General features: G+C 68.7%; 17 protein-coding genes and 1 pseudogene. 9 read left to right on the top strand and 9 right to left on the bottom strand.

Annotation, left to right across the window (positions count from 1 at the left end):
• Nucleotides 1-204: 204 nt before the first annotated feature.
• The 3 genes and pseudogenes from ABZ532_RS30100 to ABZ532_RS30090 all read right to left on the bottom strand — a co-directional run bounded on the left by ABZ532_RS30100 (nucleotide 205) and on the right by ABZ532_RS30090 (nucleotide 3,056).
• On the bottom strand, nucleotides 205-1,380 hold the full coding sequence (locus ABZ532_RS30100) for an MFS transporter (protein WP_361290751.1): 1,176 nt from the start codon (nucleotides 1,378-1,380) through the stop codon (nucleotides 205-207).
• Between the two features lie 196 nt (nucleotides 1,381-1,576).
• Nucleotides 1,577-2,168: pseudogene (locus ABZ532_RS30095) on the bottom strand (nitroreductase); the annotation flags it as partial.
• Between the two features lie 27 nt (nucleotides 2,169-2,195).
• Nucleotides 2,196-3,056 (bottom strand): universal stress protein, encoded by an 861-nt coding sequence (locus ABZ532_RS30090; protein ID WP_361290744.1) that lies wholly within the window; start codon nucleotides 3,054-3,056, stop codon nucleotides 2,196-2,198.
• Nucleotides 3,057-3,369: 313 nt separating this feature from the next.
• Between ABZ532_RS30090 and ABZ532_RS30085 the strand changes: the two genes are divergently transcribed.
• Nucleotides 3,370-4,038, top strand: coding sequence for a CBS domain-containing protein (locus ABZ532_RS30085; RefSeq protein WP_361290741.1), 669 nt, complete (start codon nucleotides 3,370-3,372; stop codon nucleotides 4,036-4,038).
• A gap of 106 nt (nucleotides 4,039-4,144) precedes the next feature.
• On the top strand, nucleotides 4,145-4,837 hold the full coding sequence (locus tag ABZ532_RS30080; protein ID WP_361290738.1) for a response regulator transcription factor: 693 nt from the start codon (nucleotides 4,145-4,147) through the stop codon (nucleotides 4,835-4,837).
• 13 nt (nucleotides 4,838-4,850) lie between these two features.
• Here the strand turns inward: ABZ532_RS30080 and ABZ532_RS30075 are convergent, their stop codons facing one another.
• The 3 genes from ABZ532_RS30075 to ABZ532_RS30065 all read right to left on the bottom strand — a co-directional run bounded on the left by ABZ532_RS30075 (nucleotide 4,851) and on the right by ABZ532_RS30065 (nucleotide 9,649).
• Nucleotides 4,851-6,566, bottom strand: a complete 1,716-nt coding sequence (locus ABZ532_RS30075; protein WP_361290735.1) for a GAF domain-containing protein — start codon at nucleotides 6,564-6,566, stop codon at nucleotides 4,851-4,853.
• 173 nt (nucleotides 6,567-6,739) lie between these two features.
• Nucleotides 6,740-9,385: a cation-transporting P-type ATPase gene (locus tag ABZ532_RS30070; RefSeq protein WP_361290732.1), complete on the bottom strand. Its 2,646-nt coding sequence runs from the start codon at nucleotides 9,383-9,385 to the stop codon at nucleotides 6,740-6,742.
• A 57-nt stretch (nucleotides 9,386-9,442) separates the two neighbouring features.
• Nucleotides 9,443-9,649 carry an SHOCT domain-containing protein gene (locus tag ABZ532_RS30065; protein ID WP_361290729.1) on the bottom strand — a complete coding sequence of 69 codons (207 nt, stop codon included), beginning with the start codon at nucleotides 9,647-9,649 and terminating at the stop codon, nucleotides 9,443-9,445.
• Between the two features lie 389 nt (nucleotides 9,650-10,038).
• On the opposite strand from ABZ532_RS30065, the gene ABZ532_RS30060 reads away from it, so the two are divergent.
• The 5 genes from ABZ532_RS30060 to ABZ532_RS30040 all read left to right on the top strand — a co-directional run bounded on the left by ABZ532_RS30060 (nucleotide 10,039) and on the right by ABZ532_RS30040 (nucleotide 16,201).
• Nucleotides 10,039-10,920: a universal stress protein gene (locus ABZ532_RS30060; RefSeq protein ID WP_361290726.1), complete on the top strand. Its 882-nt coding sequence runs from the start codon at nucleotides 10,039-10,041 to the stop codon at nucleotides 10,918-10,920.
• Nucleotides 10,921-11,013: 93 nt separating this feature from the next.
• Nucleotides 11,014-11,934 (top strand): nitroreductase family protein, encoded by a 921-nt coding sequence (locus ABZ532_RS30055; protein ID WP_361290748.1) that lies wholly within the window; start codon nucleotides 11,014-11,016, stop codon nucleotides 11,932-11,934.
• Nucleotides 11,935-12,054: 120 nt separating this feature from the next.
• Nucleotides 12,055-14,892 (top strand): cation-transporting P-type ATPase, encoded by a 2,838-nt coding sequence (locus ABZ532_RS30050; protein ID WP_361290723.1) that lies wholly within the window; start codon nucleotides 12,055-12,057, stop codon nucleotides 14,890-14,892.
• Nucleotides 14,889-15,548 carry a TrkA family potassium uptake protein gene (locus ABZ532_RS30045; protein ID WP_361290720.1) on the top strand — a complete coding sequence of 220 codons (660 nt, stop codon included), beginning with the start codon at nucleotides 14,889-14,891 and terminating at the stop codon, nucleotides 15,546-15,548. Before ABZ532_RS30050 ends, ABZ532_RS30045 begins: the two co-directional genes overlap by 4 nt.
• Entirely contained in the window at nucleotides 15,545-16,201 is a 657-nt protein-coding gene (locus tag ABZ532_RS30040) for a TrkA family potassium uptake protein (protein ID WP_361290717.1), read from the top strand. Before ABZ532_RS30045 ends, ABZ532_RS30040 begins: the two co-directional genes overlap by 4 nt.
• Before the next feature lie 389 nt (nucleotides 16,202-16,590).
• On the opposite strand, the gene ABZ532_RS30035 is transcribed toward ABZ532_RS30040, so the two are convergent.
• Nucleotides 16,591-17,865 (bottom strand): APC family permease, encoded by a 1,275-nt coding sequence (locus tag ABZ532_RS30035; protein ID WP_361290714.1) that lies wholly within the window; start codon nucleotides 17,863-17,865, stop codon nucleotides 16,591-16,593.
• 257 nt (nucleotides 17,866-18,122) lie between these two features.
• Here ABZ532_RS30035 and ABZ532_RS30030 point away from each other — a divergent pair, with 257 nt between their 5' ends.
• Nucleotides 18,123-18,401, top strand: a complete 279-nt coding sequence (locus ABZ532_RS30030) for a hypothetical protein (RefSeq protein ID WP_361290711.1) — start codon at nucleotides 18,123-18,125, stop codon at nucleotides 18,399-18,401.
• Nucleotides 18,398-18,976 carry a hypothetical protein gene (locus ABZ532_RS30025; protein WP_361290703.1) on the top strand — a complete coding sequence of 193 codons (579 nt, stop codon included), beginning with the start codon at nucleotides 18,398-18,400 and terminating at the stop codon, nucleotides 18,974-18,976. Before ABZ532_RS30030 ends, ABZ532_RS30025 begins: the two co-directional genes overlap by 4 nt.
• A 56-nt stretch (nucleotides 18,977-19,032) precedes the next feature.
• On the opposite strand, the gene ABZ532_RS30020 is transcribed toward ABZ532_RS30025, so the two are convergent.
• Both ABZ532_RS30020 and ABZ532_RS30015 read right to left on the bottom strand, forming a co-directional pair.
• Nucleotides 19,033-19,185, bottom strand: coding sequence for a hypothetical protein (locus ABZ532_RS30020; protein ID WP_361290700.1), 153 nt, complete (start codon nucleotides 19,183-19,185; stop codon nucleotides 19,033-19,035).
• A 104-nt stretch (nucleotides 19,186-19,289) separates the two neighbouring features.
• A complete protein-coding gene (locus tag ABZ532_RS30015; protein WP_361290697.1) occupies nucleotides 19,290-19,997 on the bottom strand; it encodes a CBS domain-containing protein in 708 nt (235 codons plus the stop codon).
• Between the last annotated feature and the right edge of the window lie 294 nt (nucleotides 19,998-20,291).

The raw sequence follows: 20,291 nt of genomic DNA, 5'->3' as shown, positions 1-20,291 counted from the left end.
AGGGCTGTCCCGTAATCCCCGGTGGATCAGCGCACGGCGTCAGATGCGGTGCATCGCAAGGCGGAGGGTCGTCCTCATACTGGGCGTATTCGGGCCATTCGACAACGCAGCGAGGTGCCGTAGCTGTCGTCGTGCGCCCGCCGGGGATTACGGGACAGCGCTTAGTCGCACCACACTTCCCCCCGCGGCGGTCGTTGCGTCGATTTACCCGCACGGGACGTCCTTCTGGGCCCTTCGGACGGCGGCGCGGACGCCAGTGAGGGTGTAGGCCAGGGCTGCGGCGGCCACGATCGCGAGGAGGAGGAGACCGACCGCGTACGTCCCGTATGCCCCGTACAGCGAGCCCATCACCAGGGGCGGCAGGAAGCCGCCCAGGCCTCCTGCGGCGCCGACCACGCCGGTGACCGAGCCGACCTTGTTCGCCGGGGTCAGCAGGGCCACCAGCGCGAAGGTCGCCCCGCTGCCCGCGCCCAGCGCGCCGGCCATGGCCAGGAAGGCGATGGTGCCGAGCGGGGCCAGTGATGGGGTGAACGACTGCACCACGGCCCCGGTAACCACGACGGCCAGCGACGTGGCCAGCACCCTGACCGGGCCCAGGCGGTCGGACAGCCAGCCACCGACCGGGCGCATCGCCACCGCGAGCAGCACGAAGCCGCCCATGCGGTTCGCGGCGTCCGCCTGCGTCAGTCCGTAGACGGTCTTGAGGTAGGTGGGCAGATAGACGGAGAAGGCCACGTAGCCGCCGAATGCCACCGCGTACAACGCGGATGCCTGCCAGGTGACGGCCAGCCGCAGAGTGTCTGCCAGGCGGCGTGGCAGGGGCTCTGTGGGCACCGTGCGTCCGGGTGCGTCCCGCAGCAGCAGTCCGGCGGCCACGGCGTACACGGCGAGGACCACGGCGGTGATCAGGAAGGGTGTTGCCATGCTGTGCGCGTCGACCAGCTTCACGGTGGTCAAGGCGCTGACGGCGGTGCCGCCCATGCCGGCGCCGAAGACGCCGATGGCAAGGCCCCGCCTCGATGGTGGGAACCAGGCGTTCACGAAGGGCACCCCGACGGCGAAGGCGGTGCCGCCGATGCCGAGGAAGAACCCGCCGACCAGCAGCGCGGCGAGTGAGGAGTGACCGAGCAGGCCGAGGTAGAGGACCGGCACGATGGTGGCCGCCGACACGAGCGGAAACATGAGCCGCCCGCCGAACCGGTCTGTCAACGCTCCAACCGGGATGCGGCCCAGGGAGCCGACCACGACCGGCACCGCAACCAGCAGTGACTGCTGGAACGAGCTGAGTTCCAGCACATCCTTGAACCGGGGCCCGAGGGGGCTGAGCAGCGCCCACGCCCAGAAGTTGACGGCGAAGCCGATCGTGGCCAGGGCCAGCATCAGCCAAGCCCGGCCGGAAACCGGCGCGCCCGGCACCAGTCTGCCGCTGTCCGTCGTCGACTGGACCATGTGGGTCTCCGTCCCTTCCCTGACGCTGTTTCCTGGCTCAGGCGTGCATGGCAACCTCAGCTCCCTGCCGCCCGAACGTGTCACACCGCAACCGGTCCGGCCTGGCACAGCCGCAGCGGCCGCCGGGTCACACAATCTCAAGGACGTCCCGGACGGGACAGCGCGGTGCAGCAGGGCCCTGCGGTCCGTATCCCAGGCGCAGCACCATCTGCACCTGGCCCGTGCCGGTGCCCGGATCGCGGGCCAGCCACCGCAGCTCGGGGCTTTCCAGCGGGTGAGAGGTCAAGGAGGTGGCCAGGCCAGCCCAACGTGGCCTCCAGCAGGACGCGTGCGAGGGCCTGCCCCGCGTGCAGCCAGTCGGTCGGCGTGTCGCCGGGAGTGCTCAGCAGAGCCGAATGCGGGGTGTGCTCGAAGGTGGTGCTCCCGCGATCGGCCACCGGGCGGCGCGCGGCGAAGTCCCGCAGGGGCGCTTTGCCGTCCCTGTTGCGAGGTCCGAAGGCATACTCGGCGACACCGTCGACCGCGGTGTCCGCCTCGTCCCCCAACCGGGTCCATCGGACGAGGTCCTCTCGGTGGTCGGGATCCAGGACGTCGCGCTCTCGGCGTCATGGACCCAGCTCCAGCACTGTCTCGGCATGCCAGGGGGCCTTGTCGGCGAACGGATGACGGCTGGTGTGCCGCTGCTGGATTGCCGGGTGCAGCCGCGCGAGGCCTTCCTCGTCCCTCATACCGGAGACGGCAGCCCATCAGTGATGCGGAACGAGCGCGACGGGGCATGCTGCGTGGTGGAGCACGGCGTGGTTCACGGACCCGAGCTGCATGCCTCCGTGACTGTCGCGTCGTCGCGCTCCGACGACCAAGAGTGCGCCATCGGTGGAGGCATCGAGCAACGCGTCGCGAGCGGATCCCTCCTTGACCCTCCGCTCGACGGTCAAGGAGCCGAGATTGAGGCCAGACTGGCGGAGGACTTCGTCGAAGTCTGTTTCAGCGGGCCGGATGCCGAACGATTCGGCGCCCGCCCCGGACCCCCCTGGCAGCTCCGGGGCGGAAGAACGCCATGCGTGGACAGCCATGAGGGGAACCTTCCGCAGTTCGGCTTCACGCAGCGCGAAGGCGAGGGTGTTCGTGGCTCCGGCGGGTTCGCCCACCCCGACAATCACCGTGTCCCCGGGAGCGTCAAGATCTGTGCCGCGTACGACGAAGACGGGTGACTCCGCATGCGCTGCGACCGCCAGGCCCACCGATCCGAGTAGCAGTCCGGTCAGGGTGCCCAGCCCCCGACTGCCGACGACGATCGCACCGGCTTCGCGGCTGCGCCGTACGAGCGCGGTGGCAGGGTCTTCCGCGATGATCTCAGTGGACACCTTGACCGATTCGATACGCCGAAGAGCGCGCTCCGCCGCCGCGCCGACGATGTCCTCCGCGTAGATCCGCGATGCGGGACGGTCGACTGAGAACGACGGCGCCCGCTGCTCGTACCGCTGCCATCGCGACGCATAGAGAACGGTGAGCGGGACGCCGTGGAGAGCCGCCTCCGCCGCTGCCCAGTCGAGAGCGCTCAGGCTAGGGTCTGAACCATCGACTCCTACAACCAGCGGTCGCTCCATCGCCCTCACCACTCTCCTCGTGTGGTCGGCTCCTGACTGCGACCTTTCCACCCACCGTGCGCCGGGGGGAGAGGCAGGGCGGCCCTGCGCCAGGGCCGTTCGGCCCATGTGATCTGGTCCGGCACCGTTGAACCTGGATTCAGAGGCATTCACGCGACGGAGCGCCCACGCGGGTGCGGGCAGACCGCAGCCCGGTCCTGACGGCGTTCACGAATGGACTGACAGCCAGTCGGTCTCTGTGGCTACCGGACAGACGCGGCCACCGCAGTGGACGGACTCGTACGCAGGAGCAATGCACACCAGGAGTAATGCCATGCCCGATGCACCGCACACGGTGGGTGAGGTCATGACTCGTACTGCCGTCGCCGTGGGGCGCCAGGCCACATACAAGGAGATCGTGGCCCTTATGGAGCAGTGGAAGGTCAGTGCTCTGCCAGTGCTGGAGGGTGACGGCCGGGTGATCGGTGTGGTCTCGGAGGCCGACTTGTTGCCGAAGGAGGAGCACCGGCTGGACGACCCCGCCCAGACGCCCGGTGTACGGGACCGCGCGCTGAAGGCGCGCGGAGTGGTGGCGGATGAGCTCATGTCCAGCCCGGCCGTTACGGTGCACGCGGACGCCACGCTTGCCGAGGCTGCACGGATCATGGCTAGGCGCCTGGTGAAGCGGCTTCCTGTGGTCGACGGTGTCGGAGTGCTCGAAGGCGTCATCAGTCGTAGTGATCTGCTGAAGGTGTTCCTGCGCACCGACGAGGACATCGCCGAGGAGATTCGCCGCTCTGTCTTTGCGGACCTTCCGGCCGCGGCTGGTGTGTACGCGTCCGTCGACGATGGTGTCGTCACATTGCGCGGAGTCCTCCCGGACCGTGCCCTCGTCCCGCTGCTCGCCCGGGCCGTGCGTGCCGTCGAGGGGGTGGTGGACGTCCGGATCGACATGTACGAACCGACCCTGCCGGGAAGGGGGCGCCCGGCCAGCGCCGGGTGATCCGGGCAAGCGGTGGCTACGGCGCATATCCTGGACTTTTGGTCTACGTGCTGCCAGCCCGCTGTAGCAGTCTTTACCGAAGGCACCAACAGGTCGGTAGGTCACCATGTCCGAGACACTCCCCTTCTCCACCGAGAACCCCATCCGAGTATTCCTGCTCGATGATCATGAAGTCGTTCGGCGTGGATTGCACGATCTGCTCGACTCGGAACCAGACGTCGAAGTGGTGGGCGAGGCGGGCAGTGCCGAACAGGCCCTGGCGCGCGGGCCTGCACTGAGACCCCATGTCGCTGTGCTGGACGTTCGGCTTCCCGACGGTGACGGCATCACAGTGTGTCGAGAACTGCGATCTCGTATGCCGGATGTGGCTTGCCTGATGTTGACGTCGTTCGACGACGAGGATGCGTTGCTCGACGCGATCATGGCCGGCGCCGCAGGGTACGTACTGAAGCAGATCCGGGGTTCAGACCTCGTCGCTGCCGTAAGGACGGTCGCCACGGGGCAGTCGATGCTTGATCCTGCCACCACCGCACGCCTGATGCGGTCGCTGCGGGACCCCGACGACGCCGCACGCAGCGAAGACGAACGGCTCTCGTCCCTGTCCGAACGGGAACACGCCGTGCTGGGGTTGATCGGGGAGGGGTTGACCAACCGTCAGATCGGCAAGAGGCTCTACCTCTCGGAGAAGACTGTCAAGAACCACATCTCACGGCTGTTGGCGAAGCTGGGCGTGGAGCGCCGTGTGCAGGCAGCGGTCATTGCGGCTCAGTCACACGAGTACGAGCAGCGCTCCGACTGAACGACTGCAAGAGTCAGCGATCTCCGCATATGGGTACGCGCCAGTGCAGCCGGGTCCCTCCGTCCCTGCCGGACCCAATGGTCAGCGAACCACCCAGATTCTCCGCTCGTTCGGCCAGGTTGCGCAGACCGCTCCTGCGCACGTTCCTACCGATGCCGACCCCGTTGTCGACGACGGTCACGCTGAGCCAGTCGGCCTGCGCGACGATTCTGACCTCCGTCCGGCTCGCGTGTGCGTGCCGGGTGACGTTGGCAAGGGCCTCCCCCAGCACGGCGATCACTGCGTTCGCGGCACTGTCGGACGTGTCGGTGTCGACGAGCCCTTCCACCCGCAAAGCGGGTGTGAATCCGAGGACCGAGGCGGCTTCCTCCACAGCCCTTGCCGCTCGGACCCGGAGGCCTCCAAGCCTTTCCGGTGCCTCGTGCTGCCGGAGTCCGAAGATCGTCGACCGGATGATCTTGATGGTCGCATCGAGGTCGTCGATCGCACGCGTCAGTCGTTCCGAGGCTTCCGGATGATCGATGAAACGCAGCGTGCTCTGCAGGGTGATCCCGGTGGCGAAAAGCCGTTGGATTGCAAGATCGTGCAGGTCCCGGGCTATACGCTCATGATCGGCCAGGAGATTGATCTGCTCCGCATCCCGCCTGCGATCCGCGAGCTCGAGGGCGAGGGCCGCCTGTCCCGCGAAGCTGGACAACGGAGAGGTCTCGACCTCGACAAACGGGGGCTGACCGGCTCCCCGGCCGAGCACCAGCACGCCACGGACGCTCTCTTTCGTCCCCAAGGGGACGGCGACAGCCGGGCCGAAACCCTTCCAACGATCTCGCTCAAACGTGACCCGGGGGTCCCCTGCCACGTCGTTCGTCGTGATCAAGGCGCCTGCTGTGAGGGCTTCGGAGGCCAGCGTCCCGTCTTCCGGGAGCATCCGGTCGCGGTGTTCCCCGGCCCGTTCTCCGGCAGCGAGGACTCCCCGCAGCCCGCCTGCAGGTTCCATGAGGTAGACAACACCGAGGTCCGATGCGGTGATACGAAGGGCGCGTTCGAGCATGAGTGCGAGCACTTCGATGTCTGATGAACCGGACAGCAGGAAGCCGGTGCACTCCGCGCTCGCCCCCTGCCACCGTTCCCGAAGACGGACTTCCTCGAAGAGCCGGGCGTTCTCGATCGCGATCCCCGCCGCTACGGCGAGGGCCGAGAGGACGGCTTCATCCTCGGAGTCGAACTCGGTGCCATCACGCTTCTCGGTCAGGTAAATGTTGCCGAACACCTCATCCCGGACCCTGATCGGAACGCCCAGAAACGAGCGCATGGGCGGGTGATGAGCCGGGAAACCGGATGACGCGGGGTGTTGAGACAGGTTGCTCAGTCTCAGTGGCTGGGGATGCCGGATGACCTCGCCGAGCAGTCCGTGCCCGGCTGGTAGGGGGCCGATCTGTGCACGGAGCTCGTCGCTGATGCCCACTGTCAGGAACTGGACGAGTTTCTGACCGTCGCCTATGACACCGAGGGCGCCGTACTCCGCGTCCACCAAGGACACAGCGGTCTCGACGATCCGACGCAACGCCTGCGGAAGGTCCAGCTCCCGTCCCACGGACAGCACGGCCTCAAGCAGGCCGTGCAGACGATCCCGGGTTCCGTGAACCTCGTCTATGCGGCTACGGAGCTCGTCGAGTAGTTCGTCCAGTGGCATCCGCGGAACGCGGCTCACCGGCTGATCCTCGCTGGCCATGTGTCCTCCGCCGGCGTCCATCGCCCGCTACTCATCCACGTTAGCGCCTGATCATGGTCACCGGCCTGCCGGCGGCCAGTCCACGTGCTCGAACGGGAGCGCTGGAATTCTTCGACGAGCGCGTGTCGGCCCCCGACCACGCAATCAACCCTCCTGTAGCCCGGCCCGCCCTTTCAACGCCCTGCGATCAGCTTCCTCACCCATGGCCGACCGCTCAGTCGCGCGGAGGCGAAGCCCACCAGCCCGACCACCGTCGCTGCCCCACACTCCGCCCAGCCGAGCGGCTCCGTCTCCAGGACGGAGCGGAGGAACGGCGTGTAGAGCGCTGCGGCCCCCAATACGGCCGACGCGAGAACCGACAGGGGCAGGAACGGGTTGTCTGCGGTGAACAGGCGCCCACGCAGGCCCAGCACGACCCCTAGCTGCGCAGTAAGCAGGGAAAGAAAGAGCACGCTCTGCCACGGAGTACCCGCGGCGCGCGCTGCGAGCCCCGCGACCAGACAGGCAGCAGTCACCACCGCACCGAGAAAGATCACACGCTGCCAGAGACCGTGGCCGAGTACGTGTTGCTGCGGTGGCCGCGGAGGCCGCCTCATGGCCTGAGGCGACACGGGCTCCGCCCCCACGGCCACACCGGTGAGGCCATGCGTCAGGAGGTTGATCCAGAGGATCTGCCCTGCCCGCAACGGCAGGGGGAGGCCGAGCACGGGACCGATGAGCATGACCAGGATCTCGGCCGTGCCGCCGGCCAGGGCGTAGAGGAGGAACCGCCGGATGTTGTCATACACCCGGCGTCCCTCTTCCACCGCCGCCACCACGGTGGACAGCTCGTCGTCGGTGAGCACGAGGTCGGCCGCCTGCCGGGCGACCTCCGTTCCGCGACGCCCCATGGCCACGCCTATGTCCGCGGCCCGCAGAGCCGGGCCGTCGTTGACGCCGTCGCCGGTCATCGCCGTCACGTGGCCACGAGCGTGCCATGCCCGGACGATGTCCAACTTCTGTTGCGGGTCCGTGCGGGCGAAGACCGTCACCGTGGTGGAATCACGGATCCTGCCTGCGGCCAGGTCCTTTCCCGTGGCGATCGAACCATCTCCGGATCCCGCCTCCAGAAGCCCGACGCGTGCGGCGATTGAGCGGGCGGTCGCCGGGTGGTCGCCGGTGACCAGAACGGGTGTGATGCCCGCCGCCCGGCAGGCGCTCAGCGTCGCGGCCGCGGCAGGCTTCGGCGGGTCGCTCATCGCGGCCAGACCCAGGAGCCGCAGGCCGTGTTCCGCCGCTGCTGCCGTGGTCGGCATCTCTCTCGGGGTGCCGGACGCCACGGCAAGCACGCGGTAGCCGAGGGAGGCCAGCAGAGCCGCCTCCTGTCGTGCGCGTTCCAGAACGCTCCCGTCCTCGTCGACCACGGTGGGGTCGAGTACGGCTTCCGGAGCCCCTTTCAGGCAGATCAATAGTCGCCCCGGCGGCGTCGTGTGCACCGTGGTCATCCGTTTGCGCAAACTGTCGAAGGGTTCTTCACGCGCACGGGGGTATCTCTCCCGGAGCAGGTGCTGGTCTTCGCAGCCCGCCTTGGCCGCCGCGGTGAGAAGGGCGGCATCGGTGGGATCTCCCAGCGCCGTCCAGCGACCGCCCGTGTCGGCCGGCGTGTCGGCCGGCGTGTCGGCCGGCGTGTCGGCCGGCGGCCGGAGGTCGGCATCGTTGCACAGAGCAGAAGCCGTCAGCAGCTCCCGGACGGGGCCCAGTTGCAGGGCCGTTGCCGCTCGTCCGTCGACGAGCACGTCACCTCGTGGCGCGTAGCCGACCCCGGTGAATTCGACGGCGCCGTGAGGTGTCCACACACGCTCGACCATCATGCTGCCCTCGGTGAGGGTGCCGGTCTTGTCGGTAGCCAGGACGGTCACGGAACCCAGAGTCTCCACGGCGGGCAGTCTGCGCACCACTGCGTGGCGTGCGGCCATCCGCCGTGCGCCAAGGGCCAGAGCCAGGGTGACGACGGCCGGCAGCGACTCCGGGACGGCTGCCACGGCCAGACTGATCGCCGTCACGGCCATGGTCGTCGCCGGCAGGCCCCGGATCAGGCCCAGCCCGAACACCAGCAAGCACAGTACGAGGGTGACCAGGGCGAGGATCCGCCCAAGGGCCGCCAGCCGCCGCTGCAAAGGGGTCGGCTCCGCCCCGCCCTCCAGAAGCGAGGCGATACGGCCGAGCGCACTGTCCGCGCCCGTAGCCGTCACCTCGGCCACCGCCCTGCCTCGCACCGCAACCGTTCCCGCACTCAGTGTCGCCGCCCCGGAAGGATCCGCCAGAACGTCCTTTTCGACCGGGACGGATTCGCCGGTCAGCATGGATTCGTCGACGAGCAGTGCCGCCCCCTCCAGGAGCCTGGCGTCAGCGGCGACGATGTCTCCTTCACCCAGAAGCAGTACGTCCCCCGGTACGATTTCCGTTGCCGGCACCGCACGCCCGGAGCCGTCCCTGACGACACGCGCGGTCGGCGCGGAGAGGGCAGACAGCGCGGCCACCGCATGATCGGCTCTGACTTCCTGCACGACACCGACGGTGGTATTCACCACGATGACGAGGGCGATGACCACGGCATCCGCGTGATCTCCAATGGCGACGGTAAGGACGACCGCGGCGAGCAGCACCATGATCAGGGGATCGCGCAGCTGCGCCACGACACGAGCATGAAGCGGCACGCTGCGGCGTGCCTCCACCTCGTTGCGGCCGTACGCCTCGAGGCGGCGCGCTGCTTCCTGCTGCGTCAGGCCTGTCGGCGAATCTCCGGCGACGGGCGCGGCCCGGGCGTCATAGGGCGTCACGCGGTCGCTCCGTTCGCATCACCATGCAGCCGCCTCGCTGCTGGCAAGCCCGGCTGGTCACGCTTGTCCGGACCCGGTACGCAGGGCATTCAGGCGTCTCCGGTACTCCTCCTCGTCGATCTCCCCGCGGGTCAGCCGGTCACCGAGGATCTCCGCCGGCATCGAGCGGGTACGACCGTGCTCCAGGGGACGATTCAGGCCACGGATGAGCAGGAAGACCACGCCGATGACAAGTGCCCAGAAGACGATCATGCTCGCAGACATGGCGAATGGGCCCCATCCGCCGATGTCGTGGTCGTACCAGAACATCATCGCTGCTCACCCGCTTCGATGACTGGGCACGGGCCCGCAGCCCGAAGCCCGGGAGATGCGCTTCTCTTCGCATCGTCCCTGTTCCGACGTGCATCAGGCTGGGGCCGGATGGTGCCGGTTCCTGGGACGTTCGGGGCACCGTTGGGTGCGGTACCGGGCTCTGGGGATCCGGGCGTACCGGCCAGGCGAAAGAGCGGCCACTTCGCTCGGGGCGGTTGCGGCTGCGCGATCACAAGGGCCGTTCGGCCCCGGCGGGGGACCGTCGGCCCCTGCATCCACAAGGTGCGGGACAGGGAGGCTGAAAGCGTAGTCGGCGAGTGGCGCCAAGGAGGTTCGCGAAGATGACCCGCCCTGTGATCGTGGGGCTGGACGGCTTTCCCGAGAGCCGTGCCGCCGCAGATTGGGGCGCACGGGAAGCTCTTCTGCGGGGCGTTCCCCTGCGGCTGGTGCATGTCGACGAGTGGCCCATCCCTGCGGTGGTGGAGTTGCCCGCAATCGACCGTGCGGAGCACAGCAGGTGGGCCGACGGGCTTCTGGAGGAGGCGGTTGAGGACCTGCGGCAACGCCGCCCGGAGCTGGAGGTCACCTCTCGGCGGCTGAACGGTCGGGCGGCCGCGGCGCTCGGCATCGAGGCCGAGGGTGGACAGCTGCTGGTGCTCGGTTCCCGTGGCCTGGGCGCAGTCACGGGCTTCCTGCTCGGCTCGATCGCAGCGGCCACGATCGGGGTCACCGCGACGCCGGTGGTCCTCGTTCGGGCTTCGAGCCCCTCCGGACCTGAGCAGGAGCCGTCGACTCCCACCCAGGACGTGATCGTGGGAATGGACATCCACGAGACGGGGGCGAAGGTGCTCGAGTTCGCCTTCGACGAGGCGCAACGGCGCGGTTGCGGCATACGGGCCGTGCACGGATGGACGCTGCCCTTCGCCTTCGGCTACGCGCCCATGCTGGACCCAGGGGTGACGCGGGAGGTGGCGGATGCGGTGGGCCGGAGACTCGGCGACATCATGTTGCCGTGGCGGCAGAGGTATCCCGCGGTGAAGGTCGAGGAACGGGCCTTGGTCGGCGCCCCCGCCGAGCAGGTGCTGTTCGAGGCCGGCAACGCGGACTTGATCGTTGTTGGCCGCCGAATCCGGCGGTCCCCGGTCGGTGGGCACCTGGGGCACGTGGCCCACGCCGTCATCCACCACGCGACCGTCCCGGTCGCCGTCGTCGCCCATGATTGACGCGTGCGGTTACAGGAGGAACTCGTGAGCACTGCATCCCTTGGTGTGGACGCCGTTGCCTCACTCGTCAAGGAAGCCGGACTGGCTCCGTCCATGCACAATGCCCAGCCATGGATGTTCCGGTATCTCAACGGCCGCTGCACGATGCAGCTGCGCGGTGATCCGGGACGGGTGATGGAGAAGGCGGACCCGCAGAACCGTGCCTTGCACCTGGGCTGTGGTGCCGCACTGTTCAACCTGCGGGTGGCAGCGGCCCGTCTCGGGAGGGAACCGGTCACCACGCTCCTGCCCACCCCCGACGATCCGTGGCTCTTCGCCGAGGTACGCCTCGACCTGCCCGTCCGCCGTGAGAGCGACCTCGCCGCTCTGCACCCCGCGATCCGGCGCCGGCACACCAGCCGCTTTCCCTTCACCGACGAGCAGGTCCCTGATGCCGTACTGGACGGACTACGCGCCGCCGCCCTGTTGGAGGGTGCACAGCTGCACGTCCCCGATGCGTGGCATCTACAGGAACTCCTCAGCCTGATCCACGATGCGGAGAGCCGTGAGGCCCTCGACCCCGAAGTACGCGAGGAGTTGGTCCGCTGGACCCGCACCGGACCCGAGGATGCGACGACACCGAAGGAAGGCATTCCGGGGCGAGCATTCGGACCCCGGCAGTATGACGTCACGGCTCCCGTCCGGGACTTCGCCGCCGGGCGGGCGGTTCCCGGCCGTGACACGGCCGCCTTCGAGAAGCATCCCCGGCTCGCCCTGCTGGGCACCGACAACGATCGACCAGGAGACTGGCTCCGAGCAGGCCAGGCCATGGAACGCGTCCTCCTCCGGGCCACCTTGGACGGGCTGGCCTGCTCACTGACGTCGCAGGCTCTCGAATGGTCCGAACTGCGCTGGGCCGTACGCGACCCGGTCTCGGCGATGGGCCACGTCCAGATGGTGATCCGACTCGGCTACGGCCCGGCGGGCCCCCCGACGCCGCGTCGGCGAGTCAGCGATGTGCTTGAGATCGTATGACTGCCTCGGCACGTCGTCGCCGTCGGACCCAGCCCGCAGAACCAGGCTGTGTCCTGGATCCGCCTGTCCCTATCCGACTGTGCGCTCGCGCGCGCGTCAGATCGCCTCAAGGCAGCGGCTATGAGCCCGTCATCAGAACTGACCAGCCGCGGTGCCGATTCAGGCACGCACGCGGAGTCACCGCATGATGCCTACCGTGAGCCCGTCCAGGCTCTGCCGTCGGCGGAGGTCTACGCGAGTCTGCGGAGCTCTCCGCGCGGACTCACGACGCAGGACGCGGAGGTCAGACGCCTGCTGTCCGGCACCAACGAGATGCCCCGCCCGGCCCGCAGCCGGGTGTGGCGGCAGCTCGCGTCCCAGTTCACCGACCTCTTCGCCGTGGTCCTGCTCATCGCTTCGGCCATCACCTTCCTCGCTTACGCGCTCCAGGAACCGCACGTGGCAGGCACGCTGCAGCTGGCTGTCGCAATCCTGTGCGTGGTGCTGTTGAACGCAGGCATCGGCTTTGCCCAGGAGTACTCGGCCGAACGCACCGCCGAGTCTCTCCAGGAGATGGTTCCCCACACCTGCCGTGTACTGCGTGATGCGGTGCTGCGGGAACTGCCGGCCCGGGAGTTGGTGCCCGGAGACGTCATGGTGCTCGAAGCGGGAGACGCGGTCTCAGCCGACTGCCGGTTGGTGGAGGCACACGACGTCACGGTGAACAACGCAGCGATCACCGGTGAGAGCGACGCCGTCGGACGCACCAGCGAACCCGAGCGATCCGGGTTCCCAATCCTTCAGGCACGCAACTGCGTGTTCATGGGCACCGATATCGTTGCGGGCACCGGAAAGGCGGTCGCGTTCGCCACCGGGCAGGGGACGGAGTTCGGGAGGATCTTCCGGCTCACCGCGGCCGCACCGCGCCAGAAGACTCCGTTGCAGCTCCAGGTCGCTTCGATGGCTCGTCGTGTCGCGGGCACAGCGCTCGCCGTGGGCGCCCTCCTGTTCGTCGTGCGCATCCCCACGGGAGAGGAGCTGGTGCCCTCGTTCGTCTTCGCACTGGGAGTCATGGTCGCGCTCGTCCCCGAAGGACTACCCGCGACGCTTTCGGTGTCGCTCGCCATCGGCGTACGGCGTATGGCCCGCCGCCATGCCTTGGTCAAGCAACTGCTGGCCGTCGAGGCATTGGGCTCGACCACCGTCGTGTGCACGGACAAGACCGGAACCCTGACCCAGGCGGAAATGACCGTGGTCCAAGCCTGGGCCGGAGGAACCGCACATCCCGTGGCCGGGGTCGGGTACGAGCCGACCGGTCACGTCGCCGACCCCGAGCCCCTCCGCCCACTGCTGCGAGCCGCCGCACTGTGCAACAACGCGCGCCTGGTACCGCCATCACACCAGGCTTCCGGTTCCGGCCGGTGGCACGTGCTCGGAGACACCACTGAAGGGGCGCTGCTGGTCGCCGCTGCGAAGGCCGGGGTCGACGTGGTCGCCGAGGAAGCCGCGCAGCCCCGGGTCGCCGAGTTCCCCTTCGACTCCGGACGCAAAATGATGACCACCCTGCACACCGGAGACGGCGGCAGCCTCCACGCCTACGTGAAGGGAGCTCCGCAGGAAGTGCTCGAGCGATGCTCCGCCCTCGACTGGTGTGGACATCGGCGTGTCCTGACCGCCGACCTGCGCGCAGAGGTGACAGCGGCGCAGGACCGCCTGGCCGCGCAGGGACTGCGCGTGCTCGCCGTGGCCCAGCGCGAGCTGTCCGACCCAGGGTCCTCGCGTGAGGCGACCGAGGCGGAACTCGTGTTTCTGGGCCTCGTCGGAATGCTCGACCCTCCCAGACCCGAGGTGTCGGAAGCCGTTCGGGCCTGCCACCAGGCCCACATCCGCATCGTCATGGTGACGGGAGACCATCCACTGACCGCCGAGGCCGTGGCCCGCCGCGTGGGCATCGTGCAGCACGCCACTCCGACCGTGATCACGGGCACCCGACTCGACGAACTCGATGACGCGGGCCTGGACAGTCTGCTGAGCGGATCCCAGGAGCTCCTGCTGTGCCGGGTCAGCCCTGAGCACAAGATGCGCGTCGTCACCGCCTTCCAGCGGCGAGGAGCGGTGGTCGCCGTCACGGGGGACGGAGCCAACGACGCCCCTGCGCTGAAGCACGCCGACATCGGAATCGCGATGGGTGCTTCCGGCACGGACGTGGCACGTGAAGCCTCGGTCATGGTCCTGCTCGACGACTCGTTCGCATCCATCGCCACGGCCGTGATGCTGGGACGCTCCGTCTACCGCAACATCCGCAAGTTCCTCGTCTACCTCTTCAGCCACAACATCGGAGAACTCGTCCCCATCCTGGCCGCCACGTTCGCCGGCTTCCCACTGGTTCCCATCAGCGCGGTGCAGATCCTCGCGATCGACCTGGGATCCGATGTCCTGCCCGCACTCGCCCTCGGGGCGGAACCGCCGGAGAAGGACGTGATGGACCAGCCTCCACGAGCCCGGCACGAGAAGCTGTTCTCACCCGCTGTGATGGGACGCATCCTCTTCCTCGGAGGCATTCAAGCAGCCGGCGTGTGCGTGGTCTTCTTCTGGCACATCAACACGTCCGGCATCCCCTACGCCGACTTCACTCAGGACAACCCCGTGTACCGGGAGGCGATCACCATGGTGCAGGCCGGGATCGTGGTCAGCCAGTTCTTCAACGCCCTGGCAGTGCGCACCGAACGGGAGAGTGTCTTCACCGTGGGCCTGATCTCCAACCCCTGGCTTCTCGCGGCCGGCGGCTTCGGGATCGCGCTCATGGCAGCCATCAGCTATCTGCCCCTGCTCCAGTCCGTCTTCAACACCGCCCCGCTCTCGCCCACGCAGTGGATGCTTCTCGCCGCGCTGGGGGTCATGCCGCTCGCGGCGGACGAAGCACGCAAGGCCCTGCTCAGGCGCAGACACTGCCGCGAGGAGGAGGGAGCGGAACCGTGAGGGTGATCATTGCGGGTTGCGGTCGGGTGGGGTCCTCGCTGGCCGCACGACTTGCCACCGAAGACCATGACGTACGACTCGTGGACCTGGATGCCGACAGTTGCCGCCGCCTCCCGGCGAACTTCGCCGGGCAGTTCCACCAGGGCAACGGGTTCAGTCGTACCGTACTGGCAGCGGCGGGGATCGAGCATGCCGATGCGTTCGTCGCCGTCACCTCCGGAGACAACAGCAACATCGTCAGTGCGCGTACTGCCAAGGAGACCTATCGTGTCCCGGTCGTGCTTGCGCGAATCTATGATCCACGACGGGCTGACATATACCGTGAGCTGGGCATCCCGACCATCGCCAGCATCCGGTGGACCGTCAACCAGATCCACCAGATGCTCTTGCACCGCCATCTGACGCCGGAACTCGCCTTCGGAAACGGCGAGACGGTGCTGGTCCGCTCGCAGATCCCGGCCTATCTCGTCGGGCGCCGGCTCAGTGAGTTCGACGTCGACGGTGAGATCCGGGTCGTCGAGGTGACCCGCGGGGGCCGGTCGCTCGTTCCCTCCCATGGTACTTCCGCCGAGCCAGGTGACCTCCTCACCTTCTCCGTGGCCGCAACCGCCCTGAACCGGCTGCGTGACTTCCTCGACAAGGAGTTGGGGACATGAGAGCTCTGATCGCCGGCGCAGGACGCCTGGGTACACAGATCGCGCAGGTCCTCGCAGCGGCCGGCAACGACGTCACACTCGTCGATGTCGACGCCCACCGGATCGCGGCACTCGAAGACCGGTTCACCGCTCGGCTCGTCGTCGGTGACGCCTGCGAACCAGTTTTCCTGGAGAAGGTGGGCGCTCACGCGGCAGATCTGGTCATCGCCGCTACCGGAAGGGATGAGGACAACCTCGTGATCGGGCTGCTCGCCAAGAGGCAGTTCGCCGTGCCCAGGGTCGTCGCCCGCATCAACGACGACGAGAACGCGTGGATGTTCGACCATCGCTGGGGCATCGACATCGCCGTCCCGGCCGCCACCCCGTTGATCTCGCTCATTGAGGAGGCCACCGGAGCAGCCGATACGGTCGCCCTGCTGCGGCTCAGCAAGGCCGGGGTCGACATCATCGAGACGGTGATCACCACGCGTTCCCGGGCCGTCGGCAATCGCCTCGCGGACGTTCAGCTCCCTGACGGAACCGTCATCGCCACCGTGGTCAGGGACGGCCAGCCCACCGTGCCGGAGCCGGAGGTACGGCTGCGGCCCGGCGACGAACTGCTCCTGGTCTCCCACGGAGCGACCGAGCAACAGGTCCACGCCGCGTTCCAATGAGGAGTCGGCCCTTTGAACTTCGTGCGCTGGGATGAGCGTCGGCGGTGGAGTTCTCCTCACCGGACGTGGTCCGGTCTCGCTACGGAAAGGAGGCCGGAACGCTGATGATCCCAGGACGAACAACAGGGACGCCCAGGGGGTGTGGAGCTGGACTGTCGTCTGCACCAGGCCGCTCCAGGCGAGGTCAGGTGGGCACTTCGGGTGTCCGAAGTAGACTTTGCGCCTGGTTCGCGGCAGCGCGGCGGCGGGCGGAGTTACCGAGGGCCGAGCCGGCCGTGCTGCCGAGTACGCATGTGGGACTGCCGAACACAACGACGCTTCGGTGCATGTAGCTGCCGTCGCCCGGTGCCCGCCAGTTCGACGACACCCCGTAGCGGCAGCCGCGCCGGTTACGCCCTGCGCGCGGTCACGGCGCGGCGGACCCCGTAGGCGGCGGCGCCGAAGGCCAGCACCGCGGCCCCCGAGGCCACCGAGGACACGGGCAGAGCGAAGGCCAGCACCAGGCATCCGGCCAGCCCCACTGCCGGGACCAGCCGGTTCGACCGTCCCTTGTCCTCGGTGAGCGTCCAGGCGGAGGCGTTGGCGACGGCGTAATACGCCAGGACTCCGAAGGAGGAGAACCCGATCGCCCCGCGCACGTCCGCCGTCGCGGCGAGCACCGCGACCACGGCGCCCACCAGCAGCTCGGCGCGGTGCGGCACCTTGAACCGGGGGTGGACGGTGGCCAGGGCGTGCGGCAGGTGCCGGCCCCGGGCCATCGCCAGGGTGGTGCGGGAGACCCCGAGGATCAGCGCGAGCAGCGAGCCGAGCGCTGCCACGGCGGCGCCCACCCGCACGGCGGGGGCCAGCCAGCCGGCGCCCGCCGCCCGGACCGCATCCGACAGCGGGGCCGCAGCCTGCGCCAGCCCATTGGGGCCGAGAACCGACAGCACCGCGACGGCGACGACGGCGTAGACGACCAGGGTGATGCCCAACGCGAGCGGGATGGCCCGGGGGATGGTGCGCGCGGGGTCACGGACCTCCTCGCCGAGGGTGGCGATCCGCGCGTACCCGGCGAACGCGAAGAACAGCAGGCCCGCCGCCTGGAGCACCCCGCCGGCCGTGGCATCCGCGCCAACATCGAGGCGGGCCGCGTCCGCCGTGGCGGAGGTGAGGGAGGCGACCACCACCGCGGCGAGCACCGCCAGGACCACGGCCACGATCACCCGGGTCAGGAGCGCGGACTTCTGCACCCCGACGTAGTTCACCACGGTCAGTGCCACCACCGCGGCCACCGCGACCGCGTGCGCCTGACCGGGCCAGACGTACGAGCCGACCGTGAGCGCCATCGCCGCGCAGGAGGCGGTCTTGCCGACCACGAAGGACCACCCGGCCAGATAGCCCCAGAAGTCGCCGAGTCGCTCGCGGCCGTAGACGTAGGTGCCGCCGGAGACCGGGTAGCGGGCCGCGAGCCGGGCCGAGGACGTGGCGTTGCAGAAGGCGACCACGGCAGCGACCGCCAGGCCGATCAGCAGCCCGGACCCCGCGGCGTTCGCGGCCGGAGCCAGAGCGGCGAAGATCCCCGCACCGATCATCGACCCCAGGCCGATCACCACGGCGTCGGACACCCCGAGCCGCCGCTGAAGTTGGTCCGGCGTCCTGGCGGCGGTCGACGGCTTGCTCATGACCCACTCCCTCGGCTGCACAGTCGCCGACATTACGAACTCCGATATCGGGAGACGATACGTGAGCCCTGCCCGACCGCCGGGCCGCACCTCGGGCCGCGGATGTACGCCAGGTGTGGTCGGCCTGTTCAGCCCGGCGGCCGGGAAGAAACGGGAGCCGTTCGGCCCTCGGAGGTGGACCAGGCTGCCCCTGCGCGCCGAGGAACACCGGCACACTCTGGAAACCAGGAGGGATTTACGCCCGGAAGGTGATCGTCATGATGTGGTACGACGGCGGCTGGGGCTGGGGCGGCTGGTTCTTCATGGCCATGTTCATGGTGCTGTTCTGGGCGCTGGTGATCGGCGGAATCGTTGCGCTCGTCCGCTACCTCGGCGGCGCCCACCACGACCGCCAGTCCGCACGGCCCGTCTCCCCCGGTGAGCAGGGATGGGGAGGCCGGCGGGCCGAGGACCTGCTCGCCGAGCGGTTCGCCCGCGGGGAAATCGAGGAAGACGAGTACAAACGACGGCTCGCGCTGCTGCGGGAGCACCGGTGAACGCGGACCGCCGGCGCGGCTCCTGGCTGATTGTCGCTGGGGCGGTCGCCGCGCTGGTGCTAGGCATCGCGACCACCGTGCTGCTGGCCGGCACTGGCGCCTCTCGCCATGCGGTTCCCGCGGCATGGCGGGCCCCGGGCGTGCGCTGCAGCGCACCCGCAATGCCGGGGACGGTGGTGGACGTGGCCGTGAGCGACATGGGGCCCGGCATGATGGGCGGCGCTCCCGGCGGGTACGGCATGCGTCTTTGGGCTCGCCCGGCCACGGTCTCGGCCGGTTTGCTGTCGCTGCGGGTGGTGAACACCGGTGCCACGGTGCACGAGGTGGTCGTGCTCCCGCTGCCCTCGGGCCAGGGAATCGGGGAGCGCCTTACCGGTCCCGACGGAAAGGTCGACGAGGCGGGCAGCCTCGGCGAGGCGTCCCGCACCTGCGGGACGGGCGAGGGGCACGGCATCGCCCCCGGCGCCGTGGGATGGACCACGCTGACGCTGCGTCCCGGGCGCTACGAACTGGTGTGCAACCTTCCCGGTCACTACCTCGCCGGGATGTACACCGAACTCGTCGTAAGCAGGTAACAGGGTCCGGCGGCACGGGCGGCAGCACTTCATCCATGAGTCGACGTCCGGCTTCCTCATTCGTCGAACTCGATGTCCACCATGGGGGCCGACCAGCCGCGAGCGCCGGGCATGTCCCACGCCTCGAAGACCTCCACGCGGGCCACGGTCAGACCGGCGTACCGGACGGCCGAGCGCAACGCGGCCAAGGACGACGGCGAGCCGTCCATACCGACGACGACCCGCGGAGCCGTTGGTTGCCTGTTCAGGCATTCCCCCCTCCCGCTGCCTGTCCATGCCCCGGCGGAGGCACGGTGCGCGCGCCTGTGGACTCTCACGGAGAGCGTTCTCTGAGTGCTTTCCGGCGTCTGATCCTGAGACCGGACTCCCCGGTACTCGAAGAGTCGTCGTAGAGGTAGCTCAGCCTGTCGATGACGCCGACGACCCCATCGGCCTGCTGGGCCAACCTGACGGCCACGAGGATGTCGCTGAGCCGCTCCAGCTGGCCCTCCAGGGTGACGACTCCCTGTGCCACCCTCACCGTGAGCTTGCCCGGAGGCAGCCACAGCGTACGTGCGAACAGATCATCGACGATCTCCTTTCTGATCTCCGCGTCCGGGCGGAGGAAGACCTGCAGCAGGTCACGTCGCGTCACGATCCCGGCCAGCTGACCCAGCTCGTCGACGACGGGCAGACGTTCCACTCCGTGACCTGCCATGGTCCGTGCGGCCCCTGCGACGGTCTCACCGACATCGACCGTGACTGCCGGACAGGTCATCAGCTGGGCGGCAGTCATTACCGGCATCGCCAATCCCCCTGTCGTACCACCTGAACCGGACTCCCACCTCGGCGCATCACCCGTCTGCCGGAGAACCAGGTCGCTTTCAGAAATCACGCCCAGAATCCTGCGCTCGGCGTCGACCACCGGCACGCCGCTGATGTTGTGCTCGGCGAGAAGGCCGGCGATCTCCTTGAAGGGCATCTCCGTCGTCACACACACCACGTCGCGCACCATGAGGTTGCCGATCTTGCTGTGCCTCATCGCGGCTCCTTCCGGACCGGGCGGCCCTGACAGCGGCGGGCCGCTCTGCACGAATTCAACGTCGACCGGCACATCGCGCTGCGCAAGGTCCTGATGGGGGCGTCGCCCAGGGCCGATAGGTCCATGCACGTGACGTCACGGACGAGCACGCGGGCCCGCGAGCACGAATGGCTGAAGGGTACGAACAGCCGCCGAGGCCTAAGAACTCCTAACAAAGGCGTTGGACGTGTCGGTGGGTGATGAGGCAGGTGGCGAGTCCGAGGAAGGCTTCGTGGATGTCGTCGCGTCGTTCCC

Origin of the sequence: Streptomyces sp. NPDC019396 (assembly GCF_040632375.1) — a bacterium.
Classification (GTDB): domain Bacteria; phylum Actinomycetota; class Actinomycetes; order Streptomycetales; family Streptomycetaceae; genus Streptomyces.
Note: the sequence above shows the minus strand (reverse complement) of the source record. Positions and strands in the feature narration are given on the sequence as shown.